Here is a 17,071-nt window from a genome sequence, read left to right as displayed (position 1 = left end):
AGGACGTCGTCAATAACATCAAAAAAGCGCTGCAACACACAAAAGCGCGAAGGATATCGGCCTTGGGCCGTCGTGAGTCGCAAGGGGACCGCAACATGAATTATCGCAGTTACGCCGACCTGAGTTCGGATATCGCCAGACAGTTGTCGCGCCTGCAGGCCGGGAATTTCGATCTGATCGTCGGGATCCCGCGCAGTGGAATGGTGCCGGCCTACATGATCAGCGCCATGCTCAATCGGGCCTGCACGGATCTCGATACCTTCATCGCCAACGGCTCGCCCGGCAAGGGAATGACACGCAAGGTCCGGGGGGCGGCGCAGAGCGCCTGGGAAAACCAGCGTGTGCTGCTGGTCGACGACAGTTTCAACAGTGGGGCCTCGCTCAAGGCCTCCCTGGCGCGCATTCCGCAAGAATGCCCCTGTGACATCACCACCTGCGTCATCTATGCCAACCCGGCACCGGTGGTGGGGGTGGACATGTATCTGGTCGAGCTGGAGCACCCGCGTGCCTTCCAGTGGAATCTGTTTCATCACCCGGCGCTGGCCGATAGCTGCCTGGATATCGATGGCGTGCTGTGCCTTGACCCGACGCCTGAGCAGAACGATGACGGCCCGCGCTATCGCGACTTCCTGACCAACGCGGCACCTCTGCATATCCCGACCTACCGGGTGCACTCGCTGGTCACCAACCGGCTGGAAAAATATCGTCCCGAGACGACCGCCTGGCTGGCCCGTCACGGTGTCGAGTATGACCACCTGATCATGCTTGACCTGCCCAGCAAGGAAGAGCGTCTGCGCCAGAATCGCCATTCGAGTCACAAGGCGGATTACTACCGTGACTCCGGCTGTCGCCTGTTCATCGAAAGCGAGGTGGGGCAGGCCACCAACATCACGCGCATGACCGGCAGGCCTGTCTATTGCGTGGACGCCCACCAGATGATCACCCCCGAGTGGGCCTCGATGTCAGCGCAGAAGAAGGGCCAGGTGCTGGTGTGCACGTTCAAGCGCATGGCGCGCCGGGTCGTGACCTGGTTGCCGGCGCCGCTGGCCCGCCAGGCGCGCAGTGTCTATCAGCGCCTGGCCTGAACGCACCGAAGGAAGTGGGGCTGACGATGACCGCCATGCGCAGATGGCATGGCGATCATCGTGAATTGACTCGATCAAGCCTGGCTCAAGGCTAACACTGGCGAAGGAGTGGCAATGAAGACGCATCGGATGGCGCTTTTGGTCGTGGCACGGCAGATGACCCTCGAGACTCGCCAGATGCTGGCGTTGGCGGCGGGGCTGACGCGCCTGGGTCACGAGGTGGACCTCATCGTGCCCCAGGCCCATGAGGAGTTGATCGAAGGTCTGGCACATGGGGTGCGGCTGGTAGAGCTGGGCGTGCACACTGAGTTGACGGGCGTGCTGGCCCTGACGCGCTATCTGGCGCGTCATCGTCCGTGTGTCCTGTTGTCCAGTGGTCTGGAAGCCAACCTCAATGCGCTCAAGGCGCGCCGTCTGGATCGTTGGCGCGTGCCGGTGATTGCGCATCATGCCGTGACACCGGCCAGTGAACTGGTGGCGGCGGGCAGCAAGGCGCGGGGCCTGAGGCGCCGGATGGCGCTCAAGTATCCGCATGCGGCACTGGTGCTGGTCGAAAGCGATGAAGCCGGCTGCCAGGCACGCCACGAGGGCGGAATCGAGGCAGCGCGCGTCGTGACGTTGCCGTTGGCCCCTGATGAGGAGACGGGCGCGCTGAGCGAGCATCAATTGATGCAGTGCCTGTCGCTGATGCTGTCGGCAGCCGAGGTCGAGGGCGCGTCACCCTTCTCGTCCCAACGCTGGCAGGTCAGCAGTGGGGGAGCTGCGGCTGGCCTCGCGCAGTCCTCGTCAACGCTTGATACCTCTGGCGTGGTGAGTCGGCAGGCCACCAGCGCTGATACCGACGCGTCCGCGCCCCTCATGTCATCCGCCAGTCTGCAGGCCGAACTGGCCAACAGCGGCGCACGAGAATAAGTCTTTCCATGGAACACATTCTGCTCGACCTGCCCAACCTGCTCGTCTGTCTGGTACTGGTGATGGTGGGCTTTCTGCGTGGTTGGGTGACGCGCAATGTCGCGATCATCCTGAGTCTGAGCAGTGCGGTGCCGTACCTGTTGAACAATGTGCTGTTCGATGCCGAGTACATGCCGGACCAGTTCCGCTACTGGGAGCAGGTATTGGCCATGCGCAGCATGGACTGGGGAGCGATGGACCACTCCCTGACCGTCTCGGTCTCGTCGGGGTTTCTGGCGCTGTTGCCGTTGCCGCTGGCGGAAACCATCACCAGCCTGGGCTTCTTCAACAAGTTCCTCTATATCGGCGCGCTGATGGTGCTGATTCGCCGCGGCATCATCTCCCACGCGGTACTGCTGTTCGTGCTGTGCTACCCGAGCCTGGTGCTCTACAGCTCACTGAGCCTGCGCGATACCCTGGTCACTGGCTTCATGCTCGGCAGCTTCCTGCTGGCCATCGAACGCCGGCCGATGTGGGCACTGATCTTCCTGTTGCCGTTATGGATCATCAAGTTCCAGAACGCTCTGATCATGCTGATCTTCCTCGGCATCTATCTCCTCTACGACGTCAGCCGTCAGGGCCTGTCGACCAAGCGATTCTGCTGGTTGCTGGTCGGGCTGGCCGCCAGTGTGCTGGTCATCTATCCGCTGGCGGTGGACCAGATCAACTTCTTCCGCGCGGCCATGTATCTGGAGGATGGCGGCAAGATCGAGGATGTGGAGGTGATTCAGGGCTTCGGGGACTTCGTGGTGACGGGAATCCAGGGCGCGCTCTATTTCCTGATCAAGCCATTGCCCTGGGAAGCCGCCAATGCGCTGCAGTTGATCCAGTCGGGAGAGAACCTGCTGGTGGTCGCCTTCCTCGTCTGGCTGACCCTCAAATGCTGGCAGGTCCAGCGCGAGAAGACGCTCTTCTGGCTGCTGTATCTGATTGGCGCCTTCACCATCTATGGACTCGTCGTCTTCAACTACGGCACCGCGGTGCGCTATCGCTTCCCGTTCCTGGTCATCTATGTGGTGTGCATGGCGCATGACACAGGGCTGGTGCGGCTGTGGCAGCAGCAACGCCGGCCTGCGTTGCTGGACTGAGTTGCTGGACTGGGTTTCTGGACCGAATTGCTGGACCGAGTTGCCGGCCCGAGCCACGACGTCTTTCCTTTCGCGCTGGTGTCGCTTCTCGATCGTTTCTCTTGTCGATGGCTCTCCTTATTCAAGGTTTCTCTCCCGGATGCTTCCGGTCGCGCGGGCTCATGCTCGCGCATGTTCTTCTTCGCATGACACGCAAGGAATGCCCCATGCCAACACGTGATGCACAGCCCTCCACGGTGGTGCTGGTCTCCAACTCGTCGTTCTTTCTCTACAACTTCCATCGCGGCGTCATCGAAGGGCTGCGTGATTCGGGCTATCGCGTGGTGTGCCTTGCGCCCACCGATGCGCATAGCGCGTACCTGGTGGACGAGCTCAGGGTCGAGCATCGTGCGCTGGGCATGGAAGGCAAGGGCACCTCGCTGATCGGTGAGGGCAAGAGCCTGTTGGCGCTGCTGGGGACATTGCTGAAACTCAAGCCACGCTATGTTCTCAACTTCACCATCAAGGCCAATGTCTATTCGGGGCTGGCCTGTCGGCTGCTCAAGATCCCCTATACCAACAACGTCTCGGGGTTGGGCACCGCCTTCATACACGACAGCTGGCTGTTTCGTCGGGTACGGGCGCTGTATGGCTTCGCCAACCGTGGCGCGCGTTGCGTGTTCTTCGAGAACCGCGATGACCAACGTCTGTTCATGCGCCTCGGGCTGCAGAAGTCCACGCCGTCTGTCGTGCTGCCCGGCGCCGGTATCGACCCGCAACGCTTCGCCTTTGCGCCGCAACCGCAGACGCCACCGCTGACCTTCGTGATGGTCGCACGCCTGATCGGCGACAAGGGGGTGCGGGAATACGTGACGGCGGCCGAGCGTCTGCATGAGCGTTATCCGCAGGCACGCTTCTGGTTGATCGGCCCGTCGGGAATCAGCAATCGCACCGCGATCAGCGATGAGGAAATCGCTGCCTGGCGCGAGCGCGGCATATTGCATTACCTGGGCGAACAGCGGGATGTGCGCCCCTTCCTGGCCGAGGCCAATGTGCTGGTGCTGCCGTCGTACCGGGAAGGCATGCCGCGCACGGTACTGGAGGCGGCCTCGATGGGGCGTCCGGCGATCGTCAGTGATGTGCCGGGCTGTCGCAGCTCAGTCAAGCCTGGCGTCACTGGATGGCTGTGCGAAGCGGCCAATGTCGAGTCTCTTGAGCAGCAGATGCAGGGCTGTCTGGACATGCCGCATGCGGCATTGATGGAGGCGGGGCAGGCGGCACGCGTGCGTATCGAACGTGAATTTGATCAGCAGATCGTGGTGCGTGCCTATCTGGGCTGTCTGCAGCACACACTGGATATCGAGTTGCGTAAGTCAGTACTCGCTACCGCCTGAGGCGGGGCGCTAACATATTGACACCGTTGGATTTTCGTCAGGAAGATGAAGAAAATCGTTCTCGACAGTTGGGCAAATATCAGGAACTGCTGCTGGATTTAACGCGCATAATGGCCCCGCGAGTGAGAGTGACAGGCGCCTGCCTGGAGAGCTCAATCGGTCGGGACAGTGCTTCTTCTGGCAATGGCACACCGCGTGTCGCTGAACAGGCCGTCTCGCTGGAACGCGATCGATCGTTATCAAAGGGAAGGATGCCCGTGAACACCATCAACAGAGAGCAGAATGTCGTCATGAGTGGATATCGTTTCTGCGCCCAATGCGGGGGCGCCAGCGTACATCGCGTAAAACGCCATTGGTGGCAGCGACTGGCCGGCAAGGCGCCGCTCTATCACTGTGAAGACTGCGGCATCATCCATCGCGTCTCGACTGAAGCCATCACTGCCAGCCGGACGAGCCAGCAGGACGCTGAGTCGTCGCACCCGATGGCTGGCCGCTGATCCTGTCTTCAGGTGCCAGCATTGAGCTATCGAGCTATTGAGCTATTGAACTGAGCTTGGCGCGCCGGCATTGGATTTACCTCTTCATCACCCATGCCACGGCGCGCGTTGTACGCTCACCATGATTCAGGACAAGCGTGCTTCTCAGAAGGCGGGGGTGGGCAAGACGCGTTGAGCTGGCATCTCGCATGATGCCTGGCAGCGTTCGTTCAGCGCTCAGGCCGCTTGCCACTCTCGCTTTTCGAACTCACTTTTCGAACCCGCTTTCCGTACTAGCTCCCCGTGCCCGCTTACCGCGCACGCCCCTCTTGCCGTGTTGTCTTGCTGACGCGATGTCCTGCAGACGCGCTGTCCTGCTGGCGCTTTATCTTTCTAACGTGCTGTCTTTCTGACGTACCGTCTTTCCAAAAAATGCCTGAGGCATTGTTCTTCATGAAGCGGTCAAGACGTGGTGACCGCCGCTCGTCTTGCTGTCAGCCGTTTTGCGCAACCGTTCCTGCGCTAGCATTCTGCATTAGCGTTCTGCACTAGATCGCACCGCTTCATGTCATACCCCCTATCTCCCGCCATCGACCCTCGTCGGTGGCGGGTTTTTTCTGCGCCGCAGTTGAGCATTTCGATCAAGCAAGGCGATATCGCGCCTGCGGTCGGCTGCCTCGCGGCGAGCATTTCCCTGTGGAGCGCATGAGCCAATGAAGATTCTGTTTGTCGTCGGTAATCTTTCCAGCGACGGAGGCACGGAACGTGTCACATGCGAAATCGCCAGCGGACTGGCGCGCTCGGGTCATGAGGTGATGATCGCGAGTCTATTCGGGCCAGCGACCAGCTCGTTTTCCCTGGAGGACAGCATCACGACCTGTTGCCTGAATCTGAAGGAAGCCAGAGGCGGGGCAAGACGTTCGCTGGGCATCAGTTCGGCGCTGCTGACCAAGGTCCGTCATCAACAGGCCGATGTGGTGGTGCTGGTGGATTCGATCCTGTTCGCCTTCTGTGCGCCGTGGGCCCCGTTCCAGCGCGCTCGGATCATCTGCTGGGAGCATTTCAATCTCGCCACCGATCATGGTTCACGCCTGCGTTCGGTGGGGCGCTCGACCGCCGTGCGCCTGGCCGACGCCATCGTGGTGCTCACCGAGCGGGATGCCGAGGCCTGGCGAGCGCGCTATCGCATCCGCGACAAGGTCGGCGCGATCTGGAATCCGGTGCCGCACTTTCCCAAGCCCAGTGAAGAGGACGCAGCGTCGCGTACCGTGCTTGCCGTCGGGCGCCTGACGGAGCAGAAGGGCTTCGATGTGCTGCTGAACGCCTGGCACAAGGTCGTGTCGGTCCACCCTGACTGGCGGCTGCGCATCGTCGGCTGGGGCGAGGACGAAAATGACCTCAAGGCCCAGGCCTGGACACTGGGCCTGAGTGACAGCGTCGTCTTCGTGGGCCGCACCTCACAGGTGGAAAAGGAGTATCAACGCGCGGCGCTGTACGTGATGAGCTCACGCTGGGAGGGGCTGCCGATGACCCTGCTGGAAGCGCAATCCTTCGGCTTGCCGGTGGTCTCGACAGACTGTGAGACAGGGCCTGCCGAAATCCTGGCCGGCGGCAGCGGCGTGCTGGTGGATGTCGAGGACGATGAGGCTCTGGCGCGCGAGATCCGTGATCTGATCACGGATGAAGCCCGCCGCAGCGAGATGTCCCTGCTGGCACGCGACAATGCCGCGCGCTTCGATGCGGACACCCTGTGCGGCGAGTGGCAGCAGCTACTGGAGCGCCTGACCTCCGGTCGAGCCCGCATCGCGGATGCCTCGTGAATCCTCCCAGAGTGTCAAAATCGGGCCGGCGAGCAGGGCGTGATCCACTCTGGTGAGCCTTTGGCTAAACATTCGCTGACCAGGCGCCCAGTCACGCCTGCCAGTGTCACCCCGATATGCTGATGGCCAAAGGCATGGATCACGCGTGGCTCATTGGGTGACGGGCCGATCACCGGCACGGAATCGGGCAGGGTGGGACGAAAGCCCAGCCAGCGCCGGGCCACCGGGGCGTCAATGCCCAGCACCTTGCGCACCCGGCTTTCCAGATAGTCGAAACGGGCCGGGTTGGCCGGCCCCGCAAGCGAGCTCAGCTCCACGGTGCCGGCCACGCGCAGGCGAGCACCCTCGGCACTGTGCAGTGGCGTCATGTAGAAGGCGCTTTCCACCGGGCAGGTCGGGCGGTTGAGCGGTGATTGCTCGAGATCGAATTCGATGTGATAGCCACGCTCGGTATCCAGCGGAATCCGGTCTCCGATCTGGCGCGCCAGCTGTGCCGACCAGGCCCCGGCTGCCAGCACCACTCTGTCTGCCTTGAGTCGCCGGCCATCGGCGTACTCCAGCAGCATGCCGGAGGCCTGTCGACTCAGGCGGGTGACCTCGGCGCTGACGATCCGGCCCTCTTCGCGTAGCGGGGTGGCCAGGGTGTCGATGAACACCTGCGGGTCATCGAGGTGACAGGAGGAGGGGAACAGCACGCCACCCGCGGTGTGGCCCTCCATGGCCGGTTCCAGCGCGATCAGCTCGTCCGCCGTCAGCACCTGCTGGTGGATGCCGAGCTGGTCGCGCAGTCGGATATCGCCCTGTGCGGCCTGCAGGTTCTCGGCCTTGCCGTAGGCATACAGACAGCCCTTGCGCTGAATCATCGCGGCGGCGGCGGGGGCATCGTCCAGCAGCGGCTGGTAGTCCGTGTAGGTATGGCTGAGCAGCTGGGCCAGTATCTCGCTGTTGGCGCGAAAGCGAGTGGCGTTGCACTGGCCCATGAAGCGCATCAACCAGGGCGAGAGCCTGGGCAGGCATTTCCAGTCGATGACGAAAGGCGAGTCAGGTGACAGCAGCAGCGACGGCATGCTGCGCCAGATTTCCGGACGGGCGATGGGCAGGCAGCCGTAATCCGCCAGGGTACTGGCATTGCCGAAGGAGGTGCCGCTGGCGATGCCTTCACGTTCGATCATCGTCACCTCGTGGCCGCTGCGCCGCAGCCACAGGGCGCAGGCGACACCCACGGCGCCCGCACCTATCACCGCCACTTCCGTGTGTTCGCTATCACTCATTGATCGCTCACCTTGTGGTCATCTTGTTGTTATCGAGGTGTTGTCATCCTGGCGTCGATATCGAAGCGTCGTCATCGAGGTATTCGCGCCGCAATGACGCACGCCCCGGGGGTGGCCGGGGCGCAGCAGAGGGCCTTTCGAGCATGCCTCGCGCGCGACAGCTCGGCAAGCGCGCTGTCACCGGGCGTGCCGTACTCAAGCGTTCCGGGCGTGGCGCAATCCAGGCCCTTCAAGACACGCGTTTCAAGATCGGCTCGGCTCCTCGAAGGGCAGCGGGATGTCATCACCACGCCGGACGGCAAAGACATTCAGCGTCATCGCCACCAGGGCGTAATAACCCAGCACCCCGACCAGCTCCACCACCACGGTTTCGCCGAACATCGCGACGGCCTCGCCGTACAGGGCATCATCGACGCGCCGCTCGGCGTAGAGGGCGCGGGTGATGCGATAGACCAACCGCTCATCGTCTTGTTCAAACGCGGGTTCACGCTCCTCGCGCAGCGCCGTGATGATCTCGGGCGCGAGGCCGGCCTGCTCGGCAATCGGCGCGTGAATCTGCCATTCAGCCTGGGATTTCCACCACACCGCCGTGGTGAGAATCGCCAGCTCGCTGAGGCGCAGCTCAAGGCCGGTGGCGTAGCGGCAGAAGGCGCCGAGGCGCTGGGCATGATTGGCAAGCTCGGGGCTGTGGATCCAGGCCAGGAAGGGGCCGTCCAGATTGCCGCGCGGGCCGCTGAGAATCTCGGCCAGCACCTCGCGCTGAGCCGCGCTCATGCTGGCGTCATCCAGTTCGGTCAGGCGCGATGTGATCGCCATGAAAGTCACTCCATTCAAATCCATTCAAAGATCGTTAGGTAGGCAATGCGCCTTCAGCTGAGCCGTCACAGGCTGGCCAGCGTGGTGTCGATGGCACGCCCCAGCTTGGCGGTGATCTCGTCCAGATGCGACTCCTGCAGAATGAACGGCGGTGCCAGCAGGATGTGATCGCCCTGGCGACCATCGAGGGTGCCGCCCATCGGATAGCACATCAGGCCTTCGGCCATGGCGGCCTTCTTGAGTCGCGCATGCAGCTTGAGGGAGGCGTCGAAGGGCTTTTGGGAATCGCGATCCGCCACCAGCTCCAGCCCCTGGAAGAGGCCGCGACCGCGGATGTCGCCGACATGGGCGTGATGCGCGAAGCGCTCGTTCAGGCGCGCCTTGAGCCCCTCGCCGAGGACATTGACGCGAGTGAGCAGGTCGCGGGCTTCGATGGTCTGCTGGACTGCCAGCGCTGCGGCACAGGCGGTGGCGTGGCCGATATAGGTGTGGCCGTGCTGGAAGAAGCCGGAGCCATTGGCGATGGCATCACGGATGCGCTGGCTGACCAGGGTTGCGCCGATCGGCTGGTAGCCGGCTCCCAGGCCCTTGGCGATGGTGATCAGGTCCGCCGTGACACCTTCCTGCTCGGCGGCGAACAGACTGCCGGTGCGCCCCATGCCGCACATCACCTCGTCAAGAATCAGCAGCACGCCGTAGCGATCACAGACCTCGCGGATGCGTCTGAAGTAGCCTGGTACCGCGGTGACGGCGCCCAGGGTGGCACCGACCACCGGCTCGGCCACGAAGGCCATCACGTTCTCGGCGCCCAGACGCAGGATTTCCGCCTCAAGTTCCGCGGCAAGACGAATGCCCATCGCCTCGGGCGTCTCGTCAGGCTGCTGGTCCCGATAGGCGTAGCAGGGGCTGACGTGGCTGACGTTGATCAGCAGCGGCTCGAATTGCTGACGCCGCCAGGCATTGCCGCCGGTGGCCAGCGCGCCCAGCGTATTGCCGTGATAGCTCTGGCGCCGCGCGATCAGATGCTTGCGCTGGGGCTGGCCGATCTCGACGAAATACTGACGGGCCAGCTTGAGTGCCGCCTCGACCGCTTCCGAGCCGCCGGAGACGAAGTAGACGGCGTCGAGTCCAGCAGGGGCGCGTTCGATGAGAAAGTCGGCCAGCTGCTCCATCGGGTCGCTGGTGAAAAACGAGGTGTGCGCGTAGGCCAGTTGGCTGACCTGATCCTTGATGGCCTGCGCCACGGCCTCGTCGCTGTGCCCCAGGCATGACACGGCTGCGCCACCGCTGGCATCCAGATAACGGCGTCCCTCGCGATCGACGATGTAGGGGCCATCGCCCTTCACGGCGGTGGGATACTCCTGATTCAGGTTGCGATGCAGTACGTGGCTCATGCGGGCTCCGTGGCGGCAGGGGGGTGAACACTGAATGCAAATATGGAATGCATTTATGGTTTGTGCAATAAATAATTGCATATGGTCGCTTGTGCCTTCGGACTCGACCGGCCAGAGATGCTACCGTTGCCGCCATCTGTCCTGTCCCTTGCCAAGGAGGTATTCCATGCCCCCATCCTCCCGAGCCCCCGGGCCCGCATCCCCTGACTCGCCGCCGGAGACCCTGGAGGGGTTGAAGCAGTTGCTGGCGGCGATCGATCGTCGTGAGGTGGAGATTCGTCTCGGCGCGAGTTCCCGGCGCGTGCTGGCGGTGTTGATCGAGTCCCCGCAACGCACGGCGGTGTCTTCCATCAGCCAGCTGGCGGAGCTGACCGGCGTCAACGCCTCGACCTTCTCGCGTCTGGCCCAGCGGCTGGGCTACGAGGGCTTCAGCAGGTTTCAGGATGTCTTTCGCCAGGCGGTGACGGATGGCGAGCATTTCTACAGCCAGCAGGCCTCGCAGCTGCTGGCGCGAGACGCCGATAGCAGCGCCATGGCCCAGCTAGCGCGGCTGGGGCGTCAGGAGAGCGCCAACATCCTCAGCATGCTGGAGAGGGTGGACGCCGCGGCCTTCGAGGCCGCGACCACCTTGCTGGCCGAGGCGCCGCGCGTGCGCCTGCACGGCATGCGTCAGTTCAATTCCCTGGCGCTGTTCATGGCCTATGGGCTGGGCATGCTGCGCCCTGACGTGGCGCCGCTGGATGCCAGTCGTCAGGGCGTGGCCGATGCACTGGCCCAGCTCTCGGCCGGTGACGTGCTGGTGGTGGCCAGTTGCTTCCCCTATACCCCAAGCGTGGTGGCCTGCGCCGAGGTGGCGGTCAAGCGTGGTGTCGAGGTGATCGCGCTGACCGATTCGGCCAGCTCTCCGCTGGAGCCGCTGGCGCGCTACAGCTTCCATGTGCCCAATCACAGCCTCTTCTACAGCAACAGCATGAGCGCCTTCATGTTTCTCGCCGAAGGACTGCTCAGCGAGGTGGCCAGCAAGCTGGGCGATGCCGGGGTGGCTTCGCTCAAGCAGCGCGAGGCGATCATCACGGAGCTGGGGGGCGCACGCGGCTGATGTACGCGATGCACTGCACCGAGCGTGAACGCGGTCATGCACCACGGTGGTGCGGGCGCAGACCTGCGCAATGCGGCTTCAAGGCGCATGCAGGACCAAAGAGGCATGGAGGGAGATTGGCGTGATTCCTGCAAAACGACTGATATGAAATGACATCCGTCAGGGCAAGGAATTTCCCATGAGCCGCGAGTACCGTTACACCCTGGGCAGTCAGGTCCATCGTTTTGCCAATCTGGCCGAGCTGATGGCCAAGGCGACGCCCGCCCGCTCCGGAGATCGTCTTGCTGGCGTGATCGCGGAAACCGCCGAGGAGCGAGTCGTCGCTCAGCTGTGTCTGGCGGAGTTGCCCCTCAAGACCTTCCTCGAAGACGTGCTGATTCCCTACGAACAGGACGACATCACCCGCCTGATCATCGATGAGCATGATCCGGTGGCGTTCCTGCCGATCGCCCATCTCACCGTCGGCGACTTCCGCAACTGGCTGCTGAGTGACCTCGCGACCCCCGCGCTGCTGGCGCAGGTGCGCGCCGGCATCACCCCCGAAATGGCCGCCGCGGTCAGCAAGCTGATGCGCAATCAGGACCTGATTCTGGTCGCGAAGAAGTGCGAGGTGGTCACCGCCTTTCGCAATACCATCGGCAAGAGTGGCCATCTCTCGACCCGCCTGCAGCCCAACCATCCCACCGATGACGTCACCGGCATCGCGGCCAGCATTCTCGATGGCCTGCTCTACGGCAACGGCGACGCCGTGATCGGCATCAACCCGGCCACCGACAACGTGGCGCAGAGTATCAAGCTGATGCGTCTGATGGATGAGGTGATCCAGAAGTACGCGATCCCCACCCAGTCCTGCGTGCTGACCCACGTCACCAATACCCTCGAGTGCATCGAGCAGGGTGCCCCGGTGGATCTTGTCTTCCAGTCCATCGGCGGCACCCAGGCCACCAACGAGAGCTTCGGTGTCGAGCTTTCCGTGCTGGCGGAGGCGCAGCAGGCTGCGCTGTCGCTCAAGCGCGGCACGGTGGGCGACAACGTGATGTATTTCGAGACTGGCCAGGGCAGTGCGCTGTCCGCCGATGCCCATCACGGCCTGGACCAGCAGACCTGCGAGGCGCGCGCCTATGCGGTGGCGCGCAAGTACTCGCCGCTATTGGTGAATACCGTGGTCGGCTTCATCGGCCCCGAGTATCTGTTCAATGGCAAGGAGATCATCCGTGCCGGCCTCGAGGACCACTTCTGCGGCAAGCTTCTGGGCCTGCCGATGGGCTGCGACATCTGCTACACCAATCATGCCGATGCCGATCAGAACGACATGGATACCCTGCTGACGCTGCTCGGGGTGGCGGGCTGCAACTTCATCATGGGCATCCCCGGCTCGGATGACATCATGCTCAATTATCAGACCACCTCCTTCCACGATGCTCTCTATGCACGGCGGGTGCTGGGTCTGGGCCCGGCGCCCGAATTCGCCGCCTGGCTCGAGGAGATGCAGATCTTCACCGATGTCGCCACCCAGGCACTGCCGAGCGAGATGCCCGACCGCTTCGCCAATTCACTGCGTCAGGTGACAGGAGGTGACGCATGAACCCTGACAAGCCCTCTGCTGACGCGGTCTCGCGCAGCCTCGAACCCGGTGCCATCGTCACGCCCAACCCCTGGCAGCGGCTTGGCCAGTTCACGGATGCGCGCATCGGCCTTGGCCGTGCCGGCATCAGCCTGCCGACCAATCGTTCGCTGGAATTTCAGCTGGCGCACGCCCGCGCCCAGGACGCCGTCCACCTGCCGCTGGAGATTCCTCGACTGATCGAGGACCTCAATCAGCTCACAGCGCTCGAGAATGCTCCGCAGATCCAGCGACTGCACAGTCGCGCCGTGGATCGCACCACCTATCTGCAGCGCCCCGATTACGGGCGGCGTCTCGATGAGGATTCGCGTCAGCAGCTGTCCGCCCTTGACGCCCAGCCTGCCGATCGTGGTCGTCGATGGGCTCTCGTCTCTGGCGGTGCAGAACAATGCCGCGCCCTTCATCGCCGCATTGCTGGAGGCGCTGGCAGAAGACGGGCCGGATGCCTGGTCATTGGCACCGATCAGCGTGGTGGAGCAGGGGCGGGTCGCGATCGGCGATGAAGTCGGTGAGCTGCTCAATGCCCGTGCAGTGCTGGTGATGGTCGGCGAGCGTCCCGGCCTCAGCTCTCCGGACAGCCTCGGGCTCTATCTGACCTGGCAGCCGCGCGTCGGCCTGAGCGATGCCAGCCGCAACTGCATCTCCAACGTGCGCCCGGCAGGGCTCGACTTCGCCATGGCCGCCCAGCGTCTGCATTACCTGCTGCGTGAGGCACGCAAGCTCGGCCTCACCGGCGTGGGCCTCAAGGACAGAAGCGGCGAGACGGCGCTGGAAGGTAGCTCCGGTATCCAGAACTTTCTGCTGTCCTGATGGGACGGCAGCGCAGCAGCGGGAATCTCCCGATCCAACAATGACAAATGCTTGACGGAAACAAGGCGGCACCATGACTCGCGACACGAATCACGACACGAATGAGCAGGACTATCTGGCCAGGCGCCAATTGAAGAAAGGGACGGCAGGCTGGGTCCTGCTGGCGGGCCTCGGGGTCTCCTACGTGATTTCCGGCGATTTCGCCGGCTGGAATTTCGGCATCGGCGAGGCGGGCTGGGGCGGCTTCGCGATCGCCGCGCTCTTGATGGGCATCATGTATCTGGCACTCGTGCTGTCGCTGGCGGAAATGTCAGCGGCCATTCCGGCTGCCGGCGGCGGTTACAGCTTCGCCCGCCAGGCGATGGGGCCGGCAGGCGGCTACCTCACCGGCCTTGCCGTGCTGATCGAATATGCGCTGGCCCCCGCGGCCATCGTCATCTTCATCGGCAGCGCGGTGGAATCGTTGCTGGGCATCAATGGCCCGATCATCTACGCCATCTTCTATCTGGTGTTCATCGGCATTCACCTGGCGGGAGTCGGCGAGGCACTCAAGGTGATGATGGTGATCAGCGGCCTGGCCGTGTTCGCGATCATCGCCACCGCCGTCGCGCTGATCGGTGACTTCGACAGTAGTCGCCTGTTCGATATCGCTCCGACCGATGCCTGGGGGGCCAGCGACTTCATGCCCAATGGCTGGTATGGCATCTGGGCGGCGCTGCCCTTCGGCATGTGGCTGTTTCTGGCCGTGGAAGGGGTGCCGCTGGCGGCGGAGGAATCACGCAACCCGGCCCGTGATGTCCCGCGCGGCATCATCGGCGCCATGCTGTTTCTGATGTTCACCGCCGTGCTGGTCGTCTTCCTGCTGGCCGGCGCTGCGGGTGCCGAGGCGATCGGCAGCAGCGCCGTGCCGCTGGTGGATGCCCTCAAGGCCACCGGTAGCGATGGGCTGGCGACACTGGTCAATGTGCTGGCCCTGGCGGGGCTGGTGGCATCGTTCTTCTCGATCATCTATGGCTACAGCCGTCTGGTCTTCGCGCTGTCGCGGGCCGGGTATCTGCCCAAGACGCTGTCGCTGACCAGCAAGCGCAAGGCGCCGACCTGGGCGCTGGTGGTGCCGGGCATCTTCGGGTTCCTGGTCTCGCTGACCGGCGAGGGCGATCTGATTCTGGGCATGGCGGTGGTGGGGGCGACAGTCTCCTACGCGCTGATGGCGGCCAGCCATATCCTGCTGCGCCTGCGTCAGCCGGCGCTGGCACGCCCCTATCGCACGCCGGGCGGCATCGTGACGTCCGCCATCGCGCTGGTGCTCTCGCTGATCGCGCTGACCGGGGTCTATGCCTTCGATCCGCGTGCCTTCAATTACACCCTGGTGCTGTTCGTGGTGGGCATCGCCTACTACGCCATCTTCAGCCGTCATCGGCTGGTGGCGAAGACCGCCGAGGAGGAGTTCGCGCTGGTGGCGAATGCCGAGAGTGACCTGGCGACCAGCTGATCCGCTCAAGCAGCTCAAATAGCAAAGACGACAACGCCCGCCATGGCTGACCATGGCGGGCGTTGTCGTGACTGACGGGCTTGGATCCGATCCGAGCAATTCAGTTCAGCTCATCTTTGATCAGAAAGGATACTGCGCCAGGAATTGCTGGGCGGCCGCGGCGGGGTCTTCGGCACTGCACAGCGCCGAGACGACGGCGAGGCCGTCGGTGCCACTGGTCATGACTTCGACGGCATTGGCCAGCGAGATGCCGCCGATGGCGACCGTCGGCAGCGGGCTTGAGCGCACGAGCTGCGTGAGCCCCTCGATGCCCAGCGGCGCGGCATGATCCGGCTTGGTCGGGGTGGCATGCACCGGGCCGAGGCCGAGGTAGTCGATGCGCTCGACATCGACGGCCTTGAGCTGCTCAAGCGTCTGGACCGACAGGCCGATCAAGGCGTCCTCGCCGAGACGGCGGCGCGCCTCGACGGGGTCGCCATCGCTCTGACCGATGTGCAGGCCATCGGCGCCACTGGCCAGCGCGACCTCGATGCGGTCATTGATGATCAGCGGCACCTCGTACTCGTCCAGCAGCGCCTTGAGGCGGATGGCCTGGGCGATCATCTCCTCGTCGCTGGCATGCTTGTCGCGCAGCTGCACGACACTGACGCCGCCGCGCACGGCGGCCATCACGGTGGCTTCCAGGCCGCGCTCTGCGCACAGAGCGGGGTCGGTGACCAGGTAAAGGGATAGATCAAGTGACATCGGTCAGCTCCAGACGAGAGGCTAGCGGGGTGGAATCGGCGTCGAGAGTATACAGGGCATCCATGAAGCGTGGCACGAAGCTGCCCGGGCCTTGCGCCGACTGGCCCGCCATCTCACCTGCCTCGGCGTAGCAGGCCAGCGCGGCGGCGGTGGCGTGCAGAGTGTCGTCATGCCCGGCGAGGGAGGCGGCGAGGAAGGCGGCGACCACACTGCTCAGCGCGCAGCCCATGGCAGTGACGTGGCCCATCAGCGCATGACCACCCTGAACCGTGATTTGCCGCTGGCCATCGGTGACGACATCGACACGGCCGGTCATCGCCACCACGCAGTTCTGCGCGCGTGCCAGCGCGACGGCGGCCCGATTGGCGCGCTCCAGCGCATCCTCACCGTCATCGCCGCTGTCCACGCCGCGACCCTGATTCATCTCACCGGCCAGTGCCAGCACTTCGGAGGCATTGGCACGAATCACGCTGGGGCGATATTCCAGCAGAGCGCGGCACGCATACTGGCGCAGGCTGGAGGCGCCGATGCCGACGGGGTCCAGCACCCAGGGTTTGCCATCGCGGTGGGCGCACATCGCGGCCAGCTGCATGGCCTCGATCCAGCTGGGTGACAGGGTGCCGATATTGATCGACAGCGCCGCACTGATGGCGGAGATCTCCTGGATTTCCTGCTGCGCATGCGCCATCAGTGGCGAGGCACCGATGGCCAGCAGGGTATTGGCGGCCGGCGTCATCGCGACGTGATTGGTGATGTTGTGCACCAGCGGCGTGGTCTGGCGCAGCTGATTCAGCAGGCTGCCGGGAGAAAGGGATGACGATGGGGTCATGGGATCTCGTGACTGGAGAAAGGAAGCATCAGCGCTCGAGAGTAAAAGCTGGCGCTGAAAGGTCAAGTGGCAAGGTCCGGCGCTGACGGTGGCGTGACGCGCTAGCTCTCTGTCATCTATCAAGAGTCGCGCAAAGGATAATAAATAATATCGTGGTTCTATAAACCTTGACGACAAGTCCATAAGATACAGTCTCTTA

Annotated in this window: 15 protein-coding genes and 1 pseudogene; 11 read left to right on the top strand and 5 right to left on the bottom strand. The window is 63.6% G+C overall.

Annotated features, from left to right (window positions below):
- Window positions 1-95 precede the first annotated feature (95 nt).
- The 6 genes from H2O77_RS11780 to H2O77_RS11755 all read left to right on the top strand — a co-directional run bounded on the left by H2O77_RS11780 (window position 96) and on the right by H2O77_RS11755 (window position 6,793).
- The gene (locus tag H2O77_RS11780; RefSeq protein ID WP_215823160.1) at window positions 96-1,085 is read left to right on the top strand and encodes a phosphoribosyltransferase family protein; all 990 of its coding nucleotides are present in this window, start codon (window positions 96-98) and stop codon (window positions 1,083-1,085) included.
- Window positions 1,086-1,199: 114 nt separating this feature from the next.
- Complete coding sequence (locus tag H2O77_RS11775) at window positions 1,200-1,997, top strand: glycosyltransferase family 4 protein (RefSeq protein WP_215823159.1); 798 nt, start codon at window positions 1,200-1,202, stop codon at window positions 1,995-1,997.
- A gap of 8 nt (window positions 1,998-2,005) precedes the next feature.
- Window positions 2,006-3,124, top strand: coding sequence for a hypothetical protein (locus H2O77_RS11770; RefSeq protein ID WP_052384903.1), 1,119 nt, complete (start codon window positions 2,006-2,008; stop codon window positions 3,122-3,124).
- A gap of 206 nt (window positions 3,125-3,330) precedes the next feature.
- The gene (locus tag H2O77_RS11765; protein WP_215823158.1) at window positions 3,331-4,497 is read left to right on the top strand and encodes a glycosyltransferase family 4 protein; all 1,167 of its coding nucleotides are present in this window, start codon (window positions 3,331-3,333) and stop codon (window positions 4,495-4,497) included.
- A gap of 17 nt (window positions 4,498-4,514) precedes the next feature.
- The gene (locus tag H2O77_RS11760) at window positions 4,515-4,994 is read left to right on the top strand and encodes a hypothetical protein (RefSeq protein ID WP_215823157.1); all 480 of its coding nucleotides are present in this window, start codon (window positions 4,515-4,517) and stop codon (window positions 4,992-4,994) included.
- Window positions 4,995-5,686: 692 nt separating this feature from the next.
- The gene (locus tag H2O77_RS11755) at window positions 5,687-6,793 is read left to right on the top strand and encodes a glycosyltransferase family 4 protein (protein WP_215823156.1); all 1,107 of its coding nucleotides are present in this window, start codon (window positions 5,687-5,689) and stop codon (window positions 6,791-6,793) included.
- Window positions 6,794-6,807: 14 nt separating this feature from the next.
- On the opposite strand, the gene H2O77_RS11750 is transcribed toward H2O77_RS11755, so the two are convergent.
- The 3 genes from H2O77_RS11750 to H2O77_RS11740 form a co-directional block, all read right to left on the bottom strand.
- Window positions 6,808-8,064: an FAD-dependent oxidoreductase gene (locus H2O77_RS11750; RefSeq protein ID WP_215823155.1), complete on the bottom strand. Its 1,257-nt coding sequence runs from the start codon at window positions 8,062-8,064 to the stop codon at window positions 6,808-6,810.
- 243 nt (window positions 8,065-8,307) lie between these two features.
- Window positions 8,308-8,880: a carboxymuconolactone decarboxylase family protein gene (locus tag H2O77_RS11745; RefSeq protein WP_215823154.1), complete on the bottom strand. Its 573-nt coding sequence runs from the start codon at window positions 8,878-8,880 to the stop codon at window positions 8,308-8,310.
- Between the two features lie 65 nt (window positions 8,881-8,945).
- A complete protein-coding gene (locus H2O77_RS11740) occupies window positions 8,946-10,274 on the bottom strand; it encodes an aspartate aminotransferase family protein (protein ID WP_215823153.1) in 1,329 nt (442 codons plus the stop codon).
- A gap of 166 nt (window positions 10,275-10,440) precedes the next feature.
- Here H2O77_RS11740 and H2O77_RS11735 point away from each other — a divergent pair, with 166 nt between their 5' ends.
- The 5 genes and pseudogenes from H2O77_RS11735 to eat all read left to right on the top strand — a co-directional run bounded on the left by H2O77_RS11735 (window position 10,441) and on the right by eat (window position 15,299).
- Window positions 10,441-11,373 (top strand): MurR/RpiR family transcriptional regulator, encoded by a 933-nt coding sequence (locus H2O77_RS11735; RefSeq protein ID WP_107336380.1) that lies wholly within the window; start codon window positions 10,441-10,443, stop codon window positions 11,371-11,373.
- Between the two features lie 178 nt (window positions 11,374-11,551).
- Window positions 11,552-12,958 carry an ethanolamine ammonia-lyase subunit EutB gene (locus H2O77_RS11730; RefSeq protein ID WP_215823152.1) on the top strand — a complete coding sequence of 469 codons (1,407 nt, stop codon included), beginning with the start codon at window positions 11,552-11,554 and terminating at the stop codon, window positions 12,956-12,958.
- Window positions 12,955-13,275 (top strand): annotated as a pseudogene (locus H2O77_RS18115) (ethanolamine ammonia-lyase light chain EutC); the annotation flags it as partial. The gene H2O77_RS11730 and the pseudogene H2O77_RS18115, both read left to right, overlap by 4 nt.
- 19 nt (window positions 13,276-13,294) lie before the next feature.
- Entirely contained in the window at window positions 13,295-13,807 is a 513-nt protein-coding gene (locus tag H2O77_RS18110) for an ethanolamine ammonia-lyase light chain EutC (protein ID WP_346428204.1), read from the top strand.
- Between the two features lie 73 nt (window positions 13,808-13,880).
- On the top strand, window positions 13,881-15,299 hold the full coding sequence (eat, locus tag H2O77_RS11720; protein ID WP_215823151.1) for an ethanolamine permease: 1,419 nt from the start codon (window positions 13,881-13,883) through the stop codon (window positions 15,297-15,299).
- A gap of 120 nt (window positions 15,300-15,419) precedes the next feature.
- Here eat and thiE read toward each other — a convergent pair whose 3' ends face one another.
- Both thiE and thiM read right to left on the bottom strand, forming a co-directional pair.
- Window positions 15,420-16,043 (bottom strand): thiamine phosphate synthase, encoded by a 624-nt coding sequence (thiE, locus tag H2O77_RS11715; protein WP_215823150.1) that lies wholly within the window; start codon window positions 16,041-16,043, stop codon window positions 15,420-15,422.
- Window positions 16,033-16,872 carry a hydroxyethylthiazole kinase gene (thiM, locus tag H2O77_RS11710; protein WP_215823149.1) on the bottom strand — a complete coding sequence of 280 codons (840 nt, stop codon included), beginning with the start codon at window positions 16,870-16,872 and terminating at the stop codon, window positions 16,033-16,035. Before thiM ends, thiE begins: the two co-directional genes overlap by 11 nt.
- Between the last annotated feature and the right edge of the window lie 199 nt (window positions 16,873-17,071).

Origin of the sequence: Cobetia sp. 4B (assembly GCF_018831605.1) — a bacterium.
Classification (GTDB): domain Bacteria; phylum Pseudomonadota; class Gammaproteobacteria; order Pseudomonadales; family Halomonadaceae; genus Cobetia; species Cobetia amphilecti.
The sequence above is the reverse complement of the archived record's forward strand: the minus strand, read 5'-3'. Positions and strand labels throughout refer to the sequence as shown.

Excerpts from the sequence above, each read along its gene's own strand:
- H2O77_RS11780 (WP_215823160.1), top strand. The coding sequence starts at position 96 with ATGAATTATCGCAGTTACGCCGACCTGAGTTCGGATATCGCCAGACAG.
- H2O77_RS11775 (WP_215823159.1), top strand. The coding sequence starts at position 1,200 with ATGAAGACGCATCGGATGGCGCTTTTGGTCGTGGCACGGCAGATGACC.
- H2O77_RS11770 (WP_052384903.1), top strand. The coding sequence starts at position 2,006 with ATGGAACACATTCTGCTCGACCTGCCCAACCTGCTCGTCTGTCTGGTA.
- H2O77_RS11765 (WP_215823158.1), top strand. The coding sequence starts at position 3,331 with ATGCCAACACGTGATGCACAGCCCTCCACGGTGGTGCTGGTCTCCAAC.
- H2O77_RS11755 (WP_215823156.1), top strand. The coding sequence starts at position 5,687 with ATGAAGATTCTGTTTGTCGTCGGTAATCTTTCCAGCGACGGAGGCACG.
- H2O77_RS11750 (WP_215823155.1), bottom strand. The coding sequence starts at position 8,064 with ATGAGTGATAGCGAACACACGGAAGTGGCGGTGATAGGTGCGGGCGCC.
- H2O77_RS11745 (WP_215823154.1), bottom strand. The coding sequence starts at position 8,880 with ATGGCGATCACATCGCGCCTGACCGAACTGGATGACGCCAGCATGAGC.
- H2O77_RS11740 (WP_215823153.1), bottom strand. The coding sequence starts at position 10,274 with ATGAGCCACGTACTGCATCGCAACCTGAATCAGGAGTATCCCACCGCC.
- H2O77_RS11735 (WP_107336380.1), top strand. The coding sequence starts at position 10,441 with ATGCCCCCATCCTCCCGAGCCCCCGGGCCCGCATCCCCTGACTCGCCG.
- H2O77_RS11730 (WP_215823152.1), top strand. The coding sequence starts at position 11,552 with ATGAGCCGCGAGTACCGTTACACCCTGGGCAGTCAGGTCCATCGTTTT.
- H2O77_RS18110 (WP_346428204.1), top strand. The coding sequence starts at position 13,295 with ATGAGGATTCGCGTCAGCAGCTGTCCGCCCTTGACGCCCAGCCTGCCG.
- eat (WP_215823151.1), top strand. The coding sequence starts at position 13,881 with ATGACTCGCGACACGAATCACGACACGAATGAGCAGGACTATCTGGCC.
- thiE (WP_215823150.1), bottom strand. The coding sequence starts at position 16,043 with ATGTCACTTGATCTATCCCTTTACCTGGTCACCGACCCCGCTCTGTGC.
- thiM (WP_215823149.1), bottom strand. The coding sequence starts at position 16,872 with ATGACCCCATCGTCATCCCTTTCTCCCGGCAGCCTGCTGAATCAGCTG.